27 protein-coding genes are annotated in these 19,858 nt (G+C 42.0%); 10 read left to right on the top strand and 17 right to left on the bottom strand.

Going from position 1 to position 19,858, the window contains the following annotated elements:
• Positions 1–33 precede the first annotated feature (33 nt).
• The 15 genes from EOK74_RS17155 to EOK74_RS17090 form a co-directional block, all read right to left on the bottom strand.
• On the bottom strand, positions 34–1,323 hold the full coding sequence (locus EOK74_RS17155; RefSeq protein ID WP_133471337.1) for a relaxase/mobilization nuclease domain-containing protein: 1,290 nt from the start codon (positions 1,321–1,323) through the stop codon (positions 34–36).
• A complete protein-coding gene (mobC, locus tag EOK74_RS17150) occupies positions 1,320–1,715 on the bottom strand; it encodes a plasmid mobilization relaxosome protein MobC (protein ID WP_133471336.1) in 396 nt (131 codons plus the stop codon). The genes EOK74_RS17155 and mobC overlap by 4 nt, the downstream gene beginning before the upstream one ends.
• 79 nt (positions 1,716–1,794) lie before the next feature.
• Positions 1,795–2,307 (bottom strand): hypothetical protein, encoded by a 513-nt coding sequence (locus EOK74_RS17145; RefSeq protein ID WP_133471335.1) that lies wholly within the window; start codon positions 2,305–2,307, stop codon positions 1,795–1,797.
• 26 nt (positions 2,308–2,333) lie between these two features.
• Positions 2,334–2,630: a hypothetical protein gene (locus EOK74_RS17140; RefSeq protein WP_133471334.1), complete on the bottom strand. Its 297-nt coding sequence runs from the start codon at positions 2,628–2,630 to the stop codon at positions 2,334–2,336.
• Positions 2,631–2,823: 193 nt separating this feature from the next.
• Positions 2,824–3,120: a hypothetical protein gene (locus EOK74_RS17135; protein ID WP_133471333.1), complete on the bottom strand. Its 297-nt coding sequence runs from the start codon at positions 3,118–3,120 to the stop codon at positions 2,824–2,826.
• Between the two features lie 19 nt (positions 3,121–3,139).
• Positions 3,140–3,505 carry a hypothetical protein gene (locus EOK74_RS17130; RefSeq protein ID WP_133471332.1) on the bottom strand — a complete coding sequence of 122 codons (366 nt, stop codon included), beginning with the start codon at positions 3,503–3,505 and terminating at the stop codon, positions 3,140–3,142.
• A 13-nt stretch (positions 3,506–3,518) separates the two neighbouring features.
• Positions 3,519–5,183, bottom strand: a complete 1,665-nt coding sequence (locus EOK74_RS17125) for a type IV secretory system conjugative DNA transfer family protein (RefSeq protein WP_133471331.1) — start codon at positions 5,181–5,183, stop codon at positions 3,519–3,521.
• Between the two features lie 4 nt (positions 5,184–5,187).
• Positions 5,188–5,496, bottom strand: a complete 309-nt coding sequence (locus EOK74_RS17120; protein WP_133471330.1) for a hypothetical protein — start codon at positions 5,494–5,496, stop codon at positions 5,188–5,190.
• Positions 5,493–6,740 carry a hypothetical protein gene (locus EOK74_RS17115; protein WP_133471329.1) on the bottom strand — a complete coding sequence of 416 codons (1,248 nt, stop codon included), beginning with the start codon at positions 6,738–6,740 and terminating at the stop codon, positions 5,493–5,495. The genes EOK74_RS17120 and EOK74_RS17115 overlap by 4 nt, the downstream gene beginning before the upstream one ends.
• 15 nt (positions 6,741–6,755) lie before the next feature.
• Positions 6,756–7,427 carry a hypothetical protein gene (locus EOK74_RS17110; RefSeq protein WP_133471328.1) on the bottom strand — a complete coding sequence of 224 codons (672 nt, stop codon included), beginning with the start codon at positions 7,425–7,427 and terminating at the stop codon, positions 6,756–6,758.
• Entirely contained in the window at positions 7,417–7,731 is a 315-nt protein-coding gene (locus EOK74_RS17105) for a hypothetical protein (RefSeq protein ID WP_133471327.1), read from the bottom strand. The genes EOK74_RS17110 and EOK74_RS17105 overlap by 11 nt, the downstream gene beginning before the upstream one ends.
• A gap of 62 nt (positions 7,732–7,793) precedes the next feature.
• Complete coding sequence (locus EOK74_RS17100) at positions 7,794–7,991, bottom strand: hypothetical protein (protein WP_133471326.1); 198 nt, start codon at positions 7,989–7,991, stop codon at positions 7,794–7,796.
• Between the two features lie 329 nt (positions 7,992–8,320).
• Positions 8,321–8,650 carry a helix-turn-helix domain-containing protein gene (locus tag EOK74_RS17095; protein WP_239024149.1) on the bottom strand — a complete coding sequence of 110 codons (330 nt, stop codon included), beginning with the start codon at positions 8,648–8,650 and terminating at the stop codon, positions 8,321–8,323.
• 74 nt (positions 8,651–8,724) lie between these two features.
• Positions 8,725–8,868 (bottom strand): hypothetical protein, encoded by a 144-nt coding sequence (locus EOK74_RS20875; protein ID WP_166638797.1) that lies wholly within the window; start codon positions 8,866–8,868, stop codon positions 8,725–8,727.
• A 225-nt stretch (positions 8,869–9,093) separates the two neighbouring features.
• Complete coding sequence (locus EOK74_RS17090) at positions 9,094–9,978, bottom strand: hypothetical protein (RefSeq protein WP_133471325.1); 885 nt, start codon at positions 9,976–9,978, stop codon at positions 9,094–9,096.
• Positions 9,979–10,649: 671 nt separating this feature from the next.
• Between EOK74_RS17090 and EOK74_RS17085 the strand changes: the two genes are divergently transcribed.
• The 4 genes from EOK74_RS17085 (at position 10,650) to EOK74_RS17070 (ending at position 14,453) form a co-directional block, all read left to right on the top strand.
• A complete protein-coding gene (locus EOK74_RS17085; protein WP_133471324.1) occupies positions 10,650–11,891 on the top strand; it encodes a hypothetical protein in 1,242 nt (413 codons plus the stop codon).
• 928 nt (positions 11,892–12,819) lie between these two features.
• On the top strand, positions 12,820–13,329 hold the full coding sequence (locus tag EOK74_RS17080) for a J domain-containing protein (RefSeq protein WP_133471323.1): 510 nt from the start codon (positions 12,820–12,822) through the stop codon (positions 13,327–13,329).
• A gap of 11 nt (positions 13,330–13,340) precedes the next feature.
• The gene (locus EOK74_RS17075) at positions 13,341–13,631 is read left to right on the top strand and encodes a hypothetical protein (protein WP_133471322.1); all 291 of its coding nucleotides are present in this window, start codon (positions 13,341–13,343) and stop codon (positions 13,629–13,631) included.
• A 204-nt stretch (positions 13,632–13,835) separates the two neighbouring features.
• On the top strand, positions 13,836–14,453 hold the full coding sequence (locus tag EOK74_RS17070; protein ID WP_133471321.1) for a hypothetical protein: 618 nt from the start codon (positions 13,836–13,838) through the stop codon (positions 14,451–14,453).
• Here the strand turns inward: EOK74_RS17070 and EOK74_RS17065 are convergent.
• Positions 14,440–14,979 carry a hypothetical protein gene (locus EOK74_RS17065; RefSeq protein ID WP_133471320.1) on the bottom strand — a complete coding sequence of 180 codons (540 nt, stop codon included), beginning with the start codon at positions 14,977–14,979 and terminating at the stop codon, positions 14,440–14,442. The genes EOK74_RS17070 and EOK74_RS17065 overlap by 14 nt on opposite strands.
• Positions 14,980–15,223: 244 nt before the next feature.
• Here EOK74_RS17065 and EOK74_RS17060 point away from each other — a divergent pair, with 244 nt between their 5' ends.
• Together EOK74_RS17060 and EOK74_RS17055 are read left to right on the top strand one after the other, a co-directional pair.
• Positions 15,224–15,829 carry a tyrosine-type recombinase/integrase gene (locus EOK74_RS17060; protein WP_133471319.1) on the top strand — a complete coding sequence of 202 codons (606 nt, stop codon included), beginning with the start codon at positions 15,224–15,226 and terminating at the stop codon, positions 15,827–15,829.
• A gap of 18 nt (positions 15,830–15,847) precedes the next feature.
• Positions 15,848–16,036, top strand: a complete 189-nt coding sequence (locus EOK74_RS17055; protein ID WP_133471318.1) for a hypothetical protein — start codon at positions 15,848–15,850, stop codon at positions 16,034–16,036.
• An 89-nt stretch (positions 16,037–16,125) separates the two neighbouring features.
• On the opposite strand, the gene EOK74_RS17050 is transcribed toward EOK74_RS17055, so the two are convergent.
• Positions 16,126–16,515 (bottom strand): Cd(II)/Pb(II)-responsive transcriptional regulator, encoded by a 390-nt coding sequence (locus tag EOK74_RS17050; RefSeq protein WP_133471317.1) that lies wholly within the window; start codon positions 16,513–16,515, stop codon positions 16,126–16,128.
• A gap of 87 nt (positions 16,516–16,602) precedes the next feature.
• On the opposite strand from EOK74_RS17050, the gene EOK74_RS17045 reads away from it, so the two are divergent.
• The 4 genes from EOK74_RS17045 to EOK74_RS17030 all read left to right on the top strand — a co-directional run bounded on the left by EOK74_RS17045 (position 16,603) and on the right by EOK74_RS17030 (position 19,851).
• Positions 16,603–17,343: a transglutaminase-like domain-containing protein gene (locus tag EOK74_RS17045; protein ID WP_133471316.1), complete on the top strand. Its 741-nt coding sequence runs from the start codon at positions 16,603–16,605 to the stop codon at positions 17,341–17,343.
• Between the two features lie 34 nt (positions 17,344–17,377).
• The gene (locus EOK74_RS17040) at positions 17,378–17,980 is read left to right on the top strand and encodes a methyltransferase family protein (RefSeq protein ID WP_133471315.1); all 603 of its coding nucleotides are present in this window, start codon (positions 17,378–17,380) and stop codon (positions 17,978–17,980) included.
• 257 nt (positions 17,981–18,237) lie between these two features.
• Positions 18,238–18,573 carry a hypothetical protein gene (locus EOK74_RS17035; protein WP_133471314.1) on the top strand — a complete coding sequence of 112 codons (336 nt, stop codon included), beginning with the start codon at positions 18,238–18,240 and terminating at the stop codon, positions 18,571–18,573.
• Between the two features lie 66 nt (positions 18,574–18,639).
• Positions 18,640–19,851, top strand: a complete 1,212-nt coding sequence (locus EOK74_RS17030; protein ID WP_133471313.1) for an efflux RND transporter periplasmic adaptor subunit — start codon at positions 18,640–18,642, stop codon at positions 19,849–19,851.
• Positions 19,852–19,858: the final 7 nt, after the last annotated feature.

The following is a 19,858-nucleotide window of genomic DNA, read 5'->3' as shown; positions in this document are numbered from 1 at the left end:
TGGTGACTCCGTTTCTAAAAGGTTGCAAATGATTCACAGTTCTAATTTGGGTGCATTGTGTGAATGTGACTGTGGTTTAGTTTCTTGCTCAAATTGGTGGGTAAATTCGTGTTTGAGGGAATGTGATTTGAGGTGTTGAACAGCCCATTTATTAAAGGCCTGCATTTCTTGTTGTTGGCGCTCAATAATCTCATTTAAAGGCTGCTGGAGAGTTTCACGGGCATTGATGTGGGTTTGTATCAGCGCGTCTTTTTCAGTCGCATCACGGGCTAAACTTGCTTGATATTCTGCTTCATGCATTTGCTTTTGTTTATGATAACGACCAGTAACAAAGTGCCAGAGGGCTTTTAAGCCTTTTTGGTATTGGGCTTGACGGTTTTCGCGCTCTTCAACTTGCCTTTGTTCATGCAAGGCGAGTTGTTTAGCGCGCTCGTGCTGCTGGGTTTTAACCAGTGTATTGATGCGATTTTCATGGAGTGCGACTTGTTCAGCATGACGCTGTACAAGCTGGCTTTGCTTTTCTTTGAGTTGCCCTAAATGCTGCGCTGCCATCAGTGTTTTGGCAGCATCCACAGTGGGAAGGTTCTGGTTACTACCTAGCTTATCAGCAATCTCTTTTGCAGGCACAGACAGTGTGCGGCGTAGTCCTTTGATATCCATGTGACTATCAACCAACACAAAGTCTTTTCTATCGCCTTTGGCGAGGATGTAGCCTTCTTTCTCAATTGCCTGTTTAAAGCTCTTGAGGTCAGTTGAACTTTCCCAGCAGGCTATAACCTTGGCTTTAATCTCTTTAGGGTTGAGCTTGTTACGTTTGGCCTGCTGATAGTCCGCTAAATCGTAACTGACTTGTTTATCTTTTTTGTTTTCAAAACCCTTTGGTAAATCGTAGCCATGTTCGAGATAAAGCTGTTTGGACAAGTGGAAGAGTTTCTTTTTGTAATAATCAAGCTTGATGGCCTTTAAGTTCTCATCTACCCGTGACCAGACCGCATGAGCATGTCTGCGCCCATTTTTCTCATGAAATACAATCGCCCTTGGTTGATGTTCTAACCCTAGTTCTTTTTCTGCGCGATTAACCGCATCTTCAAAGTCGGCAATGGTCGGATTTTCGCCTTTCGGTGGGTTGATACTCATAGAGGCCATGAACTTCTTTACGTTAGTGGCTTTGGCCGTGGCATATAGCTCTTGCATCGCTTCGGGTAAAGTATCAGCAACAAACCCACAGACCTCATGCACCTCAACATGCTCATTATCATGACCGTTAAGAAGGTGTTGACCTAAACTCTTAGCGCCTGCGCGAGTGGACATTTTCAGTATCATACGCGCACTCCTGACAATTCAATGAGTAGGCTTCGCATATACATGATGGCGTCATAGGCTTCATTGATTTGTGCTATCACATCAGGGGTAAAAACAAGGCTGCCTGTATTAGCAGCATAGGCCAGTTGATTGAGGTTGTTGGCTATCCGAGACTGTCCAATGCCACGCAGCAGGCGCACATATTCTTTGCGCTCATTTCGGCGCTTGATAAGCACAGCAAGCTTGCGCTTAGTCAATTCATCGGCAAGCGTTACGCGCACATATTTTGAAGTGGAGAGCCCTAAAACGTTGGCTTCTTCATCCCATAATTCACGCTCGAATTTGGTCAGTCGAATAGTCAACGTGGCATCAAGCGGTAGACCTAGTAGTGTGTCAATTTGCATTGCTAGCATTTTATTTCCATAGATCATAATGAGGATTAAAAAAGCGCCGAGGCAACACAATGTGCCTCGGCTAGGCTGGGGCGGAGACTTAAGTGTCTTGGGTTAAATCAGGGGAGACGGCTTCGCTGATGCCTTCCTCTTCTTCAATCGGTGTAGCAGGCGTTAAATCAATCGCCGCCATACGCTTACGCGCAAACTTTTTAAGCAGCGTTTCTTTCGCCTCACGGGGCTGAATAACGATTTTGATACCGTCTTCATTTTCAGTAAGATAATTACCATTTCTCGATTTCCATGCTGCCAAGATTTCATCCCAGATTTTTTCTCCCTGTTCGTCCTCACCTTCGATATGGATAAACAAATCCGGGCGTTTCTTGCCATTATTCTTTTGGCCTGAAATGGCATCTTTGGCGGCTTTGGTCATGGCAATGATGGTGTTGCCATCCTTGTCTTTTCCCTTGTAAAACCCTTCCTTCACTAACCACAAAGCAAAGTAGTGTTGCCAGTCTGGTTTACCCCCTTCCTTTGGTATGAGAAGGCTTGCCGTTAAATCTGCCGGACGGCGATTGGAAGGTCTAATTAATTTGGTATCTGTGTTTAACATTCTATTTTCCTTTTAAATAGTTGGGGTTACAGCGCGAATTCACGCTGTTTGTTGCGAAGCGCCATTGGGGGAGTGGACTTCGGTGGTTTACTTGGTGGGTGTGGTAAGTGCGGGTTACTGACCATCACATAGTCATTGCCCGATACCACAAAGGGGATTTCAAAATACGGGAGTGGTTTATCCCACCACCCACAGCCTACTCGTACTAAGTGTTTTTGGCCTTCGTAAATAATCGGCTCATAGGTAAAAACGGCAGGCCGCTTTCGTTTTAAAATTTCACTTTCTGGCAGTGAGCCAAAATCGTCATAATCGCTAAATCTCATGGTCGTTCCTTTTCAATTTTGAGTTGCATTGACCCTTTCAGTTTTTCGCTATACGGCTTAATAAAAGGTAAAGAAAACAAGGGGTTGACAGGCCAAAGCCCGAATGGGCTTTGATGCCTGAAATTAGTTAATTTTTGTTGATAAGGGACATACACCAGCGTGTGGTTTAGGCCTGTTTTTTTGAAGTTAAGGCTTAATAGCTTTGCTGTTGTTCGCGTTTTTGTTGTTGGGCTTTGCCAAAAGCAATCGCCTCAGCTTTCAGTTCTGGATGCGCTTGCTCAAGCTCTTTTTTCTCGGCGTACATGTTATTGGCAACCTCACGCACAACCTGATTAGCTTGATTAAGCCGCATCATCGAGGCAGTGTTATTGCCTTGCGCCATACGCTCCTGCGCTTCATCCAATCCCTGTTGAGCCTCATAAAGCTTTTTACTAAACGCGCTCAACTGTCTGTACTGCTTCTGTTCTGGTGTTAATGGTGTATTTTCCATGATGATTGTCCTCAAGTTATTAATAGCTGATACTCAGTTGCTTTTGGTCATGGGCTTGGGCTGACTCCATGTTGAAATCATTGGCAAGCTGTTGGGTGTTGTTCAGGTGTTGCACCTGTCTGTCCACGGTGGTTTTAATTACCTGTCCGTTCATGCGGTAGGTAGAATGGGTTTCGGTGACGCGGATTTGATACCGTGTCACGCGCTGCTGCTCTTGTTTCAGGCGCTCTTTATGGGTTTGGTTATCCACCTCCTGTGATAACCTTAACGATGGTTTAAGTACTGGCACTGGCTGCTCTTGCTCCACCATCGTTTTTCCAGACAAGGCAAGCCTTGTCTGCTCAGGTGACACGCCGTGTACCTGATGATTGAAATTCTGTTTCATGGGTGCTTACCTCTTAAAACAAGCCGAAACGTTTTCGTTTTAGGGGATTAAATCCTTCGGGATATGACCACATCTCGTTAAATGCGTACTGCGGCAAATGTGCGATTTCAGAGGGGACTTTTTCGCTGATGATTTTGACGGGTTTCAACCGTCCAAATCGGTTGGGGACGTAGATGCGATCATAAGGTGGGTGCTGTGGATTGGGTAGGTAAAGCGGGGCTAAGTGCCTATCTAAGAAATAGTGCCGCTGTTGAGTTTGGACAGGCTTCAATCCTAAGCCTTGCGTAAGCAACAAGCCCATATCATTTGGTCTGCGAATAATTTCATCAGGCTGCATCAGTGGGCGCGCCACGGAGTCAGGAATATGGAGCGCTTCGCTCTGTTTCATGACTTCCAACATGGATGCGGTAAACTCACCATCCCCCATCATTTTTTGTATCGCTTGAGAGCGCCTAAAGGCCGCTTCATTACGTTTAGACTTAGGTAAGAAACGATAGGTGGATTGGCCGAGTTGCTCTGATACAAATTTAGCAGTTTTCACCGAAGCTACACCCAAAATCAGTTTGTAAGGGCAGTTTGATAAGATCGTATCTGCTAAATTTTCGCCATAACAATCAAGAAGCTGCCCGTAATTTTGCAAAAAAATATCGCAGGTAGCCTTATAACCTCTTCCTAGATAACAGATTTTGGGGATGAGGTGAAAATTACCCAAGATAAAGGCCTCATCGAATAAAAACCGCAAGGGGCGAACAGGGTTTCGCTGCTGCTCTACAAATATTGCGGTTGCAATAATGCGGATAGGCGCGCTAGCCTGTTCAATGGCATATTCTGGGAACATAATATAAAGCTGCTTGGGTCTATCACCACTCACAAACTCTTTCGGCGTAATAGTTGATGGGCTAGCAAACATAGACTGTATTGCTGGACTGCCAAATGGTCGTAGAGCCACGCTTGCTGTGCTCATTATCGAACCAAACTCGGCAGGCACCATCTGTGCTTTGCTTTCAAGTTCCCTTGCTACGGCACTTACCGTGCTATAAGGCGAGCGCTTCATCCTATCGATATGAAAGTTAAAAAACTCACCGCTGCCTGTTTGAATATCATCCACCACATGTTTTAAATCTACGGGACTAAAGTGCTTGTGAACACTCTTTCCATCCATCAGAACCGCTTGAATAAGCGATAATGTTTTCTGATAGAAATGTTCACTATTTCCGCCGCCATTCCCCTTTGGCTTCTCTGCGATACTCATTGCCATCAGCAGCACATCTTCAAAAAATGAGGGGTTTAGTGGGTCAATAAACGCAAAAACGTCCAGAGAATGCTGCGGCACGAACCAAGGCGCTTCGCAGCCAACACCATAACCATTTAAGGAGTAGATATCTGCACCAACATTAAGCCCTGCAATATGTCGAAGCTCTGGCTTGGCGTCCACGGTAACGAGATTAAAACTATTATCCAGTAGCTCCCGCGAAATTCTAGTTGACCCTTTACCACTTCCGGACGTTCCGCAGTTGAAGGTTGAGTACTCTTTCGAAATGCATAGCTGCTCTAGGTTTCTCTCCCGCGTATAGCCAATGGGTAGACCTTTACCATTGAGTAGTCCCGCTTTTTTGATTTCGCTGATAGTGGCGAAATCTGCACTACCAAATTTTTCTTCTGCGTTTCTTAGTTTCATCGTATTAACGCCATAGCAGAACAAACAGCAAACCAAAAAGCTTATGAAACGTTTTTACCAAGAGCTTCACTAGCTCCCAAATCAGATTTAGGAAAAACCAGCCAGACAGGGTAATAAGCGCAACAATGCTCAGGGCATACACAAGCTCTGCAATCCACCGATAGTCCCATTGAATGTAAACAAGCGCGAACTTATGAAATATGCCATGCGAAGCGTGATAAATAGGAGCCGTCAAGAACAGTGACAGCGCGAAGCCAATAGCAACACCGAAGTTTTTAATTATGGGGTTGGGCGCTTGTGGTTGAGCGTTCATATTGCAATCCCAGCAGCACCTACAATATCCGTGATAGAAAATCGCTCTGAATAGATGGTATTACTGCCACCCTTGAGCAATCGATTGACATCCTTGCCCTGATTACCTTTACTGGCCTTAAGGCGAAAAGGCACAGCATAGGTGCGCCCCGCAAGCTGCACTCGCAATGAGCCAGAAGTCGGCTTTGGTCTATCTGCATAGTAGAAATTAACAATCACAACTAGTGTGCGGATATCCACTGACTTATGAAAGGTGATAATTTCATAGCGCGCCTGTTGCTCGCCATGACCGCCGCGAATATCTTTTTCATGCCGTCCTTGCTGGCTATCGGTTTGACCATAGAAAAGCAATTCGCCGCAAGCAGGTTTAGCATATAAATCCAAATCCACACCTTTGTCGCGCCACTCAATGCCAAGCGTGACAGGCTGGTAAAAGTCGGTAATGGTAGGTGTTGCTTCACTAAGCGGCTCATTGAAGAGGCTGATATCTGCTTCCACTTCCCGCACCCGCTGCATTTCCAGCTTGCCACTCTTATCCAGTTCATAATTGGCCTTGATAGGCATTGCATTATCCAGCAGTCTTTTGAGTACGATGTCACGGCTATGCGAAAACGTGACTAGCTCACCACCTTGGCGGCGAATATAGATATGCCAGAATCGTTGCAACGCGTGACCGAGCAGGCTGTTATCAATGGTCTTGGGCAATAACCAGTGCACGCGCTTACCTTTTAATTGCGCCTCCAGTCCTTTAGTGCCAAATGGATTGGCGGCAGGACTTGCCAACAGGTAACTATCACTCGGCAGCAAGCCACCTGTCATATCAAGCTTGCCATGATGGGGGTTGGTGTAAAACGGACTACCCAGAATGACAATGTCGGTGATATTACCCTGATATTGCCCAATCTCACCTAATGTGGCGGGCACATCCAGCGCCCCTTGATTTGTCGTGTTTCCGTTGGCTTTTTCCTCGAAATCGTTAACCGGTTTAAGCTCTTTTCGTCTTAACTTCATTCTGGCTTTTGGGTGGTCGTATTTCGGGTTTTGAGGGACATCAAATGTGGTTAACACGCCACCATCCCCAAAGACCATCAGGCTGTCACCCAGAGGTAACCCCTTATATATATCTTTGGTAAACGCAACATGCTGGCTCAATGTCGATGCCTCTTGTTGAGAAGACAATAAAACAGCGGTGTCTGCTGCCGCTGCGTTAAACACAGCGGCAAAAGCTAATGATAAATATTTCACGGTAAGTACCCCTTATTAATTGAAAAATGTTTCGTGGCGCATAACCTCTAAAGCAAAGGCCGCTTCTTGTTCTTTTATAAAGGCCTCACGACTGTTTTTATGATGAGCTTCTGCCGCCACAGCTAACTTGTATCGCTCTTCCAGAGCAGCGACTTCTTCCTTGAGCGTGTTTACCTTCGCGAGTTGCACGCGATAGTGCGGATTAAGGAATTTAGGTTTAGGGAATTTCTCTTCAAGCAGGTCAAAAAGCGCGATGTAGAGAACACTAGTGGCAAGAATCTCAGTTAAAGTGTGAATAAACATGTAAAATTTAGCCGCTGCATCACTGGCGGGTGCTGCCTCTTCGCCTGTGCCGATACCATTGAATACATACGCCCATGAAATAAGCCAAAGAAGCGCTGTAACAGCACTGGTAAAACCCAAGGTGATTTTAAAGCGATACTTGCCTTGCTTTGTTTTGAAAAACTCCAAAATAGCCTTAAATGCCATAGCACTAATAGGTGCTAATAATGCAAGCAAATCCGCTTTGTATGGGGCGTCCAAGAACACTGGCTCGTAAGTTGCCATTAGGTTGCTTTCTAAATTCGCCCAACATGCGACCATAGCCAAAGGGGTTATGAATGCCAGCACTAAGAATTTTCCAAATTCTGGCGGCTCAAAACTGTCTAAAAATGATTTAATAGTCATCTTTGTTATCTCCATCCGGTAATTTAGGTAAGTATTCATCCATGCTCTCAAGCTCTTGCTCTTCGGCTTTGAGAGCCGATTGCGCTTTATCTAAAGCTGCTCGTGCATTCTCAACTTCAAGTGTTAGTGCCTCAATGGGTTGGTATTGTCGGTCATGGAGACTTCCTGCCAGATCCCTCACGAAAGCGGTTCGTTCGGTTTTGTCTAAGGCCACTCCAGACCGCAGAACGGTTTTCATTCGCGCTTCCAGCGCTTTATTTGCAATCAGCTCATCCTTGGCAGATTGTTTTCCTAGTCGGCTCATAATTAACCTCGTCTGTAGCAGTGGAAAGTAATAGGCGGCGGAATAAAGTCACCGCCTTTGTTTTAGCTTTTGATTAGCCTTTCGAGCTGCGGAAAATCTTCGACGGCAATCGCAATTTCTTCGGGATTAGCCGCCCATAGATTGCCTTGCCCAAAAATCTCATCGATAAGAATGTCGTCATCAAGCGGATAGTCGGAGTCCTCTAACTGCTCAATAATTCTGTCTAGATCTAGCTCTTTAATGGTGTAAGGGTCGTACATGATTTTTCCTCGCAATGTATTGATAGTGAGGGATTTATGCTGACGTCTTTTTAATATTTTTCAGTTCTTTAACGGTGTTAAATCGGTTTGATTTTGGATTGGGAATTTGGAGGTTTGAGCAAATAATATCGATATTTATTGAATATGGTTTGAAATCAGTATTAACGTTTGAATTTCGTCTCCCATAGGGATTTGATATCTACAGATAATAAATCAAAAGAGGCCATGATTTCTCATGGCCTCTTTTATTATCGTGAATAATTAAAATTTAATATCCTTTAAATTTAATATTCTGGTTTGAATTTATTATTAATTTAACTTTAAATAATTCAAACCTCCTTTGATAGCCAAGAGATGATGTCAACTATTAGCTTCTTATGTTTTGGAAGTTTTTTTCTATTTTCCATTTTCTCCCCAAGTTCGACAATCGAAGAAGCAGGTATATCAAAACAACTTTCGTATTTTTTTAACATACTCATAGTTATGTTTTTCTTTCCTCCTTCAATCTCGGAAACATAAGATTTGCTAACATTTAAACGATTTGCCAGATCATTTTGAGATAGCCTGTGAAATACACGAATTGATTTTAACGCTTCATTTAGCATACCAAATACCCTCTCTGTCTCATCAAAAAGTATATATTCGCTATCTAAAAACATACATGTACTCATATAATACCTCTTATTACTAGCGACCTGATAAGGCCCCGAAGGGCCGACACAGGACAAATCATTTAGTTACTAGAATCATCATCTAGCAGCCACCAAAGCAAAATTCTTAGTACTCTTGGGAATGTTAAAATTGACTTCAACTTTCCCAGAAAACTTTGTTCTTCCTCTTGCTTCTCTGAGTCCCGTTTTTTCTTTTCGTTAGACATAATGCCTCCAGTAAGATAAAACGACTCAACCCAAGGATAATTCGTGAGTTCGCATATGTCAATCTAAAGTTCGCAAATAGCGACCTTTAGGTTGATGGGTAAGTTTGAAAGAAGCGTGTGCGCTTCTCGGGAAAAGCTGATTATTCAAATGGAATGGTGGAGCGAATACAGAACGAAATATTTACTGGAGCGTATTTGAAAGCAAAACTCGTCCATGAGTGTTAACTAAAAATAAATTACTCTAAATTCAGGCTGCCCATCCGGTAATAGCATGGTGATTTTTTCATCCAGATGAGCCACGTCTTTTAGCCCTCTAATTTTTCTCCACATCTTCAAAAGTTGAGGGTAGCTATTTATATCTATCTTTTCAAAAATCGCGCGATTGCAAACTTGATATTCCCTCACAACACTGAAATTAGCATTATTCGAGCCTTGCATTAATACTACGTTACCTCGCATTTTCCCTACCAACAACATGTAATATTGTGAGTAGCCGCATTCATCAAATGCGTGTATATGCACCCCTGAATTAGTAACGAACGCCTCTCCCCTTAAGCAAAAATAAAGCTTATTATAGTTTTTTTTTGCGCCGGGGAGATGATAGCAAGTCGCTTCCGAATAAAGCAGCTTTTCACCACTATTGTCTAATTCCAACTTTGCTATTGTTTCTACAATCTTGTCGTTATCAATTGCAGAAAAACGTGAAATTGTATAAAAACCAACCAATTCAGATAGCTCAAAAATACAATCATTTGCCCCTTTAGCCCTATCTATTCTGCGAATTGCGCTGTCGGGGCGAGGAAAGGTTTCAAGGTATGCCGTCCTCTCTCTCAAGACAAAACAAATGACGTTAAATTGCAATCGCGTCATTCTCAAGTGTGCTTGTTCCGGATTTTTTCTCCAAAGAAAAAGCGCGTTTTTTGTCACCTCCCTGCACATGGCAGAGCTTATCTTTAATCTGTTTCTTGCATGCTCAAGGTAATAGTTTATATCGCGCCTAAATCCTACCTCAGTAAAGAGCCCACACTTCATTCCCTGAATTACAAATCCTATTTTTTCTGTTACTTGCTCTACGCTAAAGGGCAAGTCATTCTTTAAGAAATTCTCCACTGTCCTAACTCCAGCTTTATCAATTTTTAAGACCAAGCATTTTTAAATGCTAATGAGGTTCCATTTTTTTCTTGTAATTTTCCGTAAAACTATTTAATTGACAGGTAACCCGGTTACCACCCATAACAAGAAAGAAGAGCAGTGTCATATGGACAAAATCGATTATTTGGCTTCAGGAATATTAGAGAGGAAACTCGCTTTCTTTTAAGATGCGCCTCCCATTTTACCTTTTCAGATCCCACTCATAACTCAATCGTCCCGCATATCTTATGCAACTACATTAAGCTACACGTTAAAAATGCTGTTCTTCCTTCATTGAGCTGTAAATTCAACGCCCAACAGAAAAGTCACTTGCGTCTTCTTTTCCGACAAGCAGTATCCTTAAACGAGACCTACGATAGTCATTCGGCAGATAAAATACTTAATATATCCGCCTGCAAAATCATCGATGCACAAAGCCACTCCGGATTATCACGTCAACTCAAGTCGCGCTTTAAAAAACGCGGCCTTGCATCTTCTTCCCATGCTCTGGAAATATAGATTTAAAGGGGTTATCTGATTTTTGTAAAGTCAATTAGTAAGGTTTTGCCTGACTTCAGAACGATATTCATTTAGCATAAAAAACTTGCTGAATTCACCAAGTTTTTCACCAGAAATTAAGGATTTTTTTTATGTTTTGTGAAACGTTGAGAAGGAAATATGCGTTGCTCCAACATTATAACGCGTATTGGCATGCGGCAAAGGCAGGGATAGATAAAAACGCCAACCTAGCAACGAATAGAAGGACTTATTCTGATAAGTATTTTTCTCGTGCTTTTGGTATTACTTTGATTAAGGACTTAAGCCACAAAAAAAATCGGCCATCAGAAACTTCTATCAAAAAAATAATCAAATTCAGTGAAGACTTATATGAAGCAAAATGTATAGACGATAAAACCCCTAAATATCCATATCTAGCAGAACTAGACCAGCTAAGTAAAACAGACTTTTTAAATGAGCCAGGCACAGATGATGATGTCTACAGCTTCGCTTTAAAGTTGGGGTATTGCCTCATGAAAGATGGTAAAACCTATAGTGAGGGTTGTGATATTAGTGAGGATTGTTATGTGAGAAATGAGCATGGAGAGCTAGTCGTTGACCGTATTGCCGTTCTCAAAGCAATAGACGAAGTGCTCTGGTCTGCACCAAGTCAAGGCTCTGTCCACCTCAAAAGTTATGATGAAGCAGAGGAAAATTTAGAAGGCTATAGAGGTGTTTATGCGGTTTATTACCCTGTAAACATAGGAAAAAATAAACGCTACTTTTTTAAGTCGGCATTGAGAATTTCTCATGTTGTAGCCTCTGGTGGTAAAAAAGGAGTGATACGTGCCAAGCTTAATATGCGTAACCTAACAATGGGCGGTGGGGATTATTATCAATATCGCGGGAAGTTCATTCCAATGTGTGAGAACAAATTCGGATATTTCACATTTGAGCTTGATACAAAATCAATTAGTGGTGAAATGCCAGACCATGACTTAAATGAACAGGTGCAAAAAAAGATAACCAAGAAAACAATTAGGGAAGAAATGGAGATTGCTGAGGCTCGCTCAGATAGTGTTCTTATAATGTGCAATGGACTAGACAAAGATTTCGGTTTGACTGATTTTACCGGTGTCATTTCATCGTTAAATCAGCGCGAAAGTGGTAGGGAGTTCCGAAGCCCTTATTCGTCAGTAGCTTTGTTTATAAAGCAGGACTTTGAAGACATGTCTGAAATTGAAAAATCAAAAGCAGAATACAAATTTATGACAGAAGAGATGAACTGTTTTAAAAGCATTAATGAATTAAAGAAAGATAATAAAGCCGCAGCAAAAATATTTAATAGCCGTGATAATAGCTGGGTATTGAAACCACCTAAAAGAGCCAGATAAGAAACTAAAGCAGGCTGTTTCTGCGTTCCGCGCAAGCTGTCCCCTTGTCTTACATTCGTACCTCATTTCAGCCAAGGGGCGAGCTTGGGAGCAAACTCCGTTTACGTCCACTTTTGGTTTTTACTAATTTCAATCACGGGATCGCTCCCGTTCTTCAATAAGAAAAATGTGATGCTGCGCATCAAAAACTGTGTGGCGCAGTTTTATCATCCATCAAAGAAAGACTTCGCTCTCTCTTTGAAATCACATCGAACAACCTTCCGAAGATTGTATGCACGTAACCTCCTCAGAGGTTAATCATGACCAAGGACGTTCCTTGGATGCCATATTGTTAAAATGCAGCGATTTCCAAATTGAGCTTATGCATCATTGAATAGCATTGCTCACGCTGCTGCTTGCTCAAATTTTGGTTGCCAGCCTGATTGAATAATTCAGCATAGAGACCTTTAAGTTCACTTTGTGTTTTGGATTGCAAATTGAAGTGTGGTGACAGCGCCATGAAAATATTCCCGATTTTCTATAGGCTCGCAACGATTGTGAACCTCTCTCGCCCAGCACTGGGAGAGGTTCACAATTGTGGATAGTTCAAGAGTGGGATTAGCGAGGGCGCAATATCGCTAGGGATAAACTCAGGCTCACCAATGGATTGATAAATAGAAGGCTTATTACATTAAAGGGGAAGGCCTTCCCCTCACTGCAACCGCAAGCGTTTTCCGCTACCCCTTTTTAACGGGAAGTATCCCGTAACGCCCTCTGGAGCAGTCTTGTTTGCTCAAAATCAAGAATAATGACGGTTTCCCGCCAGCGTGACCCTCCGCAATTTTTCTTGATTTTTTCACCCCCGCCTTAGTCGCCCTAGTCGGCAGAGGAACATGCGCAGCGCCAAAAGCGCTCGATGAACCTCAAGCCAAGATTAGGAGCAAAAAACATGAAGATTACAGATGCAGCCAATTTATTGGGATTAAGCGGACACGTGACCAAGCAGGATATTAAAAAGGCTTATCGCGCAGCAGCCCTTAAATACCATCCAGACAAGAACCCTGCAGGCGCAGAGATGATGAAAATCATCAATGCCGCCTTTGATGTGTTGAAAGAGTTTAGCGGCGAAATTCCAACTGAAGACAGGCAAAGTGAAACTACACAAAACTACAGTGAGGCGTTAAGTGCAGCCCTCAACATCATTATTGACCTTGAAGGGTTAGCCCTTGAAATCTGCGGGGCATGGCTATGGGTATCTGGTGAAACCTTCAAGCATAAAACGTTATTAAAAGAAGCAGGTTTTAAATTCGCATCTAAGAAAAAATCTTGGTATTTCCGTCCTGAGAATTGGAAAAGCGCCAGTCGTGGCAGCTACAGCATGGATGAGATACGCGATACATACGGCAGTGCCAAGCCTGTTAAACCTTCTCGCCGCAGTCTAACCAGCGATAACGCATAGGAGGGGCAGCGATGAAAACCGTACTTAAAGAAAAGTGGCACAATAAGCGCGTTACAGTGTCAATTGATAAGCACTACCTACTGGATGGGTTCAACTCCTCGTTTACGATGCGTATTAAAGTTGACGAAACATCGGCTTTGCCCAGCCGCTTTATCAAAGGCGCTATTCATAAGGCAAACAAAGATATTGTAGAAACAATGGGCGGCTTACCTAACTTCATAGCGCAATTGCTAAATGATGCGGCAAAACAGGAATATATGCGTCGCACCATACCCATCAAGGAACAATTGAGTTTGTTTTAACCACTTCTTAATCCATTTTCCATACACTATAAGTGTCGATTTTTGGCTTTTGCTAATGGTCGGGCGGGACAAAGGGGCGATGGGGCGATATAGGATTAATGCACAGATTCAGACAACAGCAAGCTATTAAAAATATCCGCTTTAACTACGTTAAAGCGGATACCCCTATAGGGGTAGGTTTTTCAATGGCTATGAGGTGTTCTCATGGCAAGTGACTTAACGAAGCAGTTCGATGTATCCCGCCAAACGCCTTCTGGTCAAAGCATCGAAGAACTGCGTCAAAATTATTTCATTGAAGCCAGCATGAAAGGTGATGATTCCGCCAGTATTGGCGGCCTTCAAGTTAATACTAATGGTCGTAAAGATGCGGCCGCACTGGCACTGAGAAGGCAGCAACAAGCCACGAACGATATTTTGTTGCTTAGTGAGCTATCCAGACAATTAGACGCAATTTCCGACAGTATGAGACAGAAATACGGCCAACACTTTGCCGATGATTTTGCAGCTCAATTCTTGGACGAAGAAACTTGCAAAAAACTTGCACAGATTAAAGACCCGAAAGAGCGTGAAAAGGCCACCGCCAAAGCGATTAATGATGGCATCAAAGATGGCTCTATTGACCCTGCCGATGTGTATGCCAACCCTGACTTTAAACAGTGGTTAGATAAACATGAGGAAGTAGCCGCCACTCAGAGAGACAATGACATCAAACTTGCCAGCAATAGAACTGCGGAGTTAGCGCCAGAGCGTTCCGATATAAGTGAGCATGACATCACCGCAAGTGAATTAGATAACGCACTTGCTGGATTCAATCTAACATAGCTCTAACTTTTGAATATTCAGGCTCGGAACCTTTCACCCACTTGCCGAGTTGTTGCGGTGTGATTTGTTTGTTCTTTAGGTAGATTAACCTTGCTTCATTAGAGGTGTCTTGAACAGTATTCAGTGCGTCAACAATAGTCATCCAATTTGCTGTGTATGATTGACCATTAATAAAAAATGCAACAGCAGAGCCGCCTTTATGTTGCTGCTTTACAAACACCTTGGCGTTTATGAATTGTTCCTTAAACTTCATTTCTAGGGCTTGTATGATGTTTTCAGGTGTGTAACGCCCTAGATCACTTCCTGCATGAAATGTGATGCCTACCGCCAAGTTTCTGCACGAATAATCAATCGCCTGACCAAATGCCGCGTCTTTAAAATCAACGTAATCGTGAAGCATTTTACATCGGTGAGTTGAAAGTTTTTGCTCGTCAGACAATGATAGGTCTTGTTTCGCAGCGCGTAATATTTTTGCGCCAAGTTGCGTACGCATATCTGGTTTAGCTGTTCTCTCATTTGCATACACATCCCCCATATCCACAATAAAAAAGGCTAAAAACAGAAAATAACTGGTAAAAAAACTTAACTTATATTTAGCTGTTGGTATTGGTACACTGAGTGCGGGTTACAGATGGATTTGTGACACATAATACATGGATGGTGATAAGCCAAATGCCTCGTCAATTAAGGGATGTGAGTATTATGCAAACTTTTAAATAAAAGTTGGTATCGCGCCTTTTTTCTCGCAGATGTAAAGAAAGTTCAATGCCATGACGGCGCGTAACACCAACCACCCTCAAAAGGGCGCTGCTATTAAAGTTCACCCCATCCGTGAGCTGGCACAGATTGCAGCCATCAAAGCTAATCTTAAGAGCCAACCTCGCAATTACTGCCTCTTTGTTTTTGGTATTAATACCGCTTTTCGCGCCAATGAATTACTGTCTTTGAAAATAAAACAGGTTGCTAATTTAAAAGTCGGGAGCCGTTTAGAAGTTAAACAATCCAAAACAGGCAAGTACCGCGCAGTGACCATTAATAAAGCCAGCTATGCCGCCATTCAATTCTGGTTAAAACAACATCCCCGAAAGCATGAGCCTAAATGTGCTTTTTTCCTGTCTCAAAGAACACGTTCCGCTATTCGCGTATCAACATTGAACAGACTGGTAAAGTCATGGTGCAGACTGGTCGGTGTAACCGAAAACACAGGCTCACACACCTTACGCAAAACATGGGGGTACCAACAGCGTATGCACGGCAACGCATCAATTCCTGTCCTTATGGTAGCGTTTGGTCACACATCTGAGCATCAAACGCTGGAATATCTCTGTATTCAGGCAGACGAAGTACAAGCATTATACTTTACATTGGAACTCTAAAAGAAAGTCGTACGCGTCATGAATGATGAGCAAAAAGAGATTAAAAAATACAGGCAGCATTTGCGCTCAGTTGCACACTTCTTAATGGATTACGCAGAGGACGACAACTACATCCAAAAGCTCATCAACAATGACGACCTTCTACCAGTGGAGAAAGCTTTGCGGGATATGATTGAAGAAATGGCATTTTCTAGGACGAGGCACTAAGCAATTCAATTAAGTCAACTAAACTAAACTAAGCTCTGTTTACTTATTGTAACTGCTTTGGATTGTGAATAGCGGACATCGAGCTTCAATTAATCATTTAGCGTTTTCATGATTCCGCACCTTTCAACCGTATTGTCAGTGGAGCAAGCTTTCTTCATTAATTGAAGCTCCGTCTTTAATACTCTCAATTCCTTGATGCGTTTGTTGACTAAATCAAGCTGATTTGCGATTAGGTTATTGATTGAAGAACAGCTTTCTTCAGGCTTATTTTTAAGAGCAAGTAGGGTCTTAATATCCGATAAAGGTATATCAAGGCTTCGACAGTGTTTAACAAACTCTAACTCTTTTAGCGCCCTCTTGTCATATAGCCGAAAATTGCCCTCACTACGGTTAGGGGAATTAAGTAATCCTTCCTTTTCGTAGTATCTAATTGTTTGTATGGAACAGCCAGAAACCTTGGATAGCTGACCTATTTTCATATTTATTCAAACCTGACTTGACTCTATAGTAACTATAGATTCTATAGTTGTTTTATGAAAAGTAAAGCTGCGTAAGAGCAAGTAATTATGAACAAGAACCATTTATCAGAAACTAAGATACTTAACTCTAATGACGATACCATTCAGCGTTTGGTTACAGAAAGACGTTGGCTGAACTTAGACGATTACAGCAAGATAGGTGCTGCTTATAACTTTGTTAAAAATGAGATCAAGTTTGGCTACAACCGCAGTGATGATATCACTGCTAGCGAAGTTTTGGCCGATGGCTACGGTCAGTGTAATACCAAAGGTAACTTGTTGATGGCTCTACTACGGGCACTTAATATTGAATGTAGGTTTCATGGGTTTACGATTGACCAGCAGCTTCAAAAAGGCGCTATTCCTACTTACGTGTTTTGGCTAGCACCTAAATATATTATCCATAGCTGGGTTGAAGTTTGCTACGAAAATAGATGGATTAATCTAGAAGGTTTCATTCTTGATGATACATATCTTAGTGCAATTCAGAACCGCTTTCGTACATTCCAACAGTCTTTTTGTGGCTATGGCATAGCAACGAAATGCTTAGCAAAACCAAAGACTGAATGGACTGGAAAAGATACCTACATTCAAAAGGAAGGTATTCATGATGATTTTGGATTATATAACTCACCAGATGAGTTTTACAGCGACAAAGGCACTAACTTATCAGGGATAAAACGTTGGTTCTATCAGTCGATAATTCGCCATCTAATAAACATCAATGTCAGTAAGCTGAGAAACAGCAATTATCATGAGCAAGTTGAAAAAACACAGCGACAACTATAGCAGTCAACATAATTAGAGTTGGAGGAAACATAAAATGCATCAATTTATTAGTTATTTTTTGCTTGTTTATTTTTTACTGTTTTTTGGTATCGCCGTTATCTGGCGAAACTATAAGGTATCAAAGCAGATTGGAAGTAATGCATATAAACTAAACCAAAAATCTGGAGTAGAAGCAATTATTGCGACGTATTTTAAATACTTACCCCTGCTACCTATTGCTATCTATGTTGTTTACGTGCTTTTCCCCACACAATACTTATTGATGGGACCTATAGGTCTCGTTAACCATACTATTTTTAAATGGGTAGGCTTAGGGTTATTAATATTTTCGTTCATTTGGGTTGTGCTCGCTCAATCTCAAATGGGCGCTTCTTGGCGAATCGGCATCGATCACGATCAAAAAACTGACTTTATTCAAAAAGGTTTGTTTAAATACTCCAGAAATCCCATTTTTGTGGGTATTATTATTATCTCATTCGGCTATTTTTTAATTCTACCTAACGCAATCACTCTAGTAACGCTTGCTCTTGACATTCTGTTAATTCAGGTTCAAGTGACAATGGAAGAAGACCACTTAAATGAGCAGTACGGAAAAAGCTATATTGATTACTGTCAAGGGGTTAGGCGTTGGCTTTAGAGGATTTTACCATCATGCTCGTAAAAAGAGCAGGTGGATTGGCTGAATGCTTTTTCTAAATGTAACTTTTACCATTTTTAAGTTCATTGGCTGGACAACTCACAAATAGTACAGTAACCATGGTTGATACAGTAAGTGATATTGTGTAATGGTCTAATGATATTGCAGAGGTGATTAATACCAATGCTGAGAAACAAGCTTACATTTACACCGATAAATTTGTTATTTTACATCCGTCTAGTAATGAGAACAAAGTTTTGAACACTAACGTTGCAATAAAAATGCTATTGATAATATTGATTGTTTTACAATCGGTTGTTGCTGTATCTGCGACTTTAGAAACTCATCAGTTAGACGTTGAGCATTTGCAAAGCGTGCATGATCACAAAGCTGATCATTTAGTCCAGAGTGATCAAGAGCATGATTTAGATGATTGTCATCATTGTGGACATTGCAGTGGCAACCACACCAACTGGATTATGGCAACCGTATTTTTACTAAATTTGTCATTAAACCACTCACAAAATTTTGACAAGTTGACGCTGTCAACCCTTGGTATTTCAAGTAAATTGTATCGCCCCCCCATAGCTTAACTTTGCTTCGTACACGCACATTCTTGTGCAGTCACAATTTGGTCTAACAAAAAGTAAAGAGTAATTATGAATATTATTTTAAGAACCGTAGGCGCGACCCTAGTGGTTATTATTGGTGTAATTTCGATAAACACAGCTTTAGCTAGTGAAAGTCGAAATGCAACTACCCATAGCGAACATTCACACGAGCATGAATCAGAAAAGCCCGTCAAAGAAGATTCTCATACACATGAGCATTCTGAAAGTGAGCACACCGAAGACAAACATGAAGAAGGGGTTTCTTTAAGCGCTGAAAAAATTAAATTAGCGGGCATTAAAGTCAAAGCACTGCTTCCACATAAACACTTAAATACTGTTTACGCTCCGGGAGAAGTTAAAGCAAATGGCTATAAGAGTTACATTGTTTCTCCTCGTACTGACTCTGTGGTGATTGATCGCCATGCAATCTTAGGCGACCACGTAAAAGCTGGACAAGAATTGGTTACCTTGTTCAGTGAGACAATGGCGCAAGCGCAAGCGGACTTTTTAATTGCCTCATCAGACTGGAACCAAGCTAGAAAACTTGACAACAATTCAATCAGCGAGCGCACGCTTGTTGAAACCGAAAATACCTATAAGGCAGCGTACGGTAAATTGGTTGCGTTTGGTTTAACCACTAAAGCTATTAAAAAATTATCGCAGCAAGACATTTCAACTTTTGGACAGTATGCATTAATTGCTAAACGTGACGGTGTGGTTTTGCAGGACGACTTTATGCAAGGTCAGCGCATTGAAGCTGGTGAAACAATTATGTTACTTGCCGATGAAAGCGAGCTTTGGATAGAAGCCAACATCCCCCCAAACAAAAAACTAGAGCTTGGATTAGGGAGTCCAGCCCTCATTGATTTGAATGGCACCAAATATCAAGCCTCAGTAATACAAGAAGCTCACACGATTGACCCCATTACTCGTACCCGAATTGTAAGATTATCTGTTAACAACACTGGGCATACACTGCACTCTGGTATGTTTGCAAAAGTTTATTTTCAGTTTGAATCGAACAATGCAGTATTAGCTGTACCAGAAGAAGCGCTGATAAGGAGCAGTGATGGAGACTGGATGGTATTTATTGAAGACCACCCCAACGAGTTTAAACCTGTTGAAGTTATGCGAGGTCGAGCATTTGGAGAGTATCGAGAAATTTTTGGTATTGAGCTTGGCGCCAAAGTCGTAACACACGGCGCTTTTTTTGTTGCCTCCGAGATAGCTAAAGGCGGATTTGATCCGCACAACCACTAAGGAGGCC

The sequence above is a fragment of the Paraglaciecola marina genome, from assembly GCF_004360155.1.
Classification (GTDB): domain Bacteria; phylum Pseudomonadota; class Gammaproteobacteria; order Enterobacterales; family Alteromonadaceae; genus Paraglaciecola; species Paraglaciecola marina.
Note: the sequence above shows the minus strand (reverse complement) of the source record. Positions and strands in the feature narration are given on the sequence as shown.